2 protein-coding genes are annotated in these 654 nt (G+C 51.2%); both read left to right on the top strand.

Annotated elements, in window-relative coordinates; translation table 11 throughout:
- Positions 1-234, top strand: a 234-nt coding sequence (locus tag ABRP93_RS11640; RefSeq protein WP_502879670.1) for a transposase, incomplete at its 5' end; no start/stop codon positions are given.
- 59 nt (positions 235-293) lie between these two features.
- A partial coding sequence (locus ABRP93_RS11635) for an IS3 family transposase (protein ID WP_349888025.1) occupies positions 294-654 on the top strand: 361 nt, incomplete at its 3' end.

Here is a 654-nt window from a genome sequence, read left to right as displayed (position 1 = left end):
GAGCTGAACAAAGCATCAGCAGAGCTCGGCATCAACCGAGCCTCGCTGCATTCATGGGTCAAGAAGTACGGCACCGGCAAACGTGCCCGCATAAAAGCAGTGCACGATCAAGCCCAAGCGGCGAATGATTCTGCGCGAATCCGCCAGCTGGAAAAAGAAGTCTCTAAGCTGCGCGAAGAACGCGATATCCTGCGTAAGGCTGCGAAATATTTTGCCGAAGAGACTCACTGGTGATCCGCTTCCAGTTTGTCGATGACCACCGAACCGAGTACTCGGTTAAGCGGATGTGCCACGTGTTAAAGCTCAATCGCTCCTCGTTTTACAAATGGGTCAAAACCCGCGAAAAACGCAGGTTAAAGATGTATTCCGATGGTCTTATTGGTGCAAGAATCAAGACCATCTTTGATGATGAGCATGGTCTTTATGGGGCTAAACGCATCGCCGCAAGCCTTAAGGAAGACCCGGTGTATACCCCGGTCAATCACAAGAAAGTTGCACGCATCATGAAAGCCATGGGACTTCAAGGCTTTACTAAACGGCGTCGATGCATCACTACCAGGCGTAAGCCTGGTCACCGCGTCATGCCAGATCTAGTAGGCCGCAAGTTCACAGCTAAAGAGCCAAACCGCGTTTATGTCGGCGACATTACCTACC

It is taken from the genome of Corynebacterium sp. KPL2850 (assembly GCF_040225855.1).
In the GTDB taxonomy this organism is placed as follows: Bacteria; Actinomycetota; Actinomycetes; order Mycobacteriales; family Mycobacteriaceae; genus Corynebacterium.
Note: the sequence above shows the minus strand (reverse complement) of the source record. Positions and strands in the feature narration are given on the sequence as shown.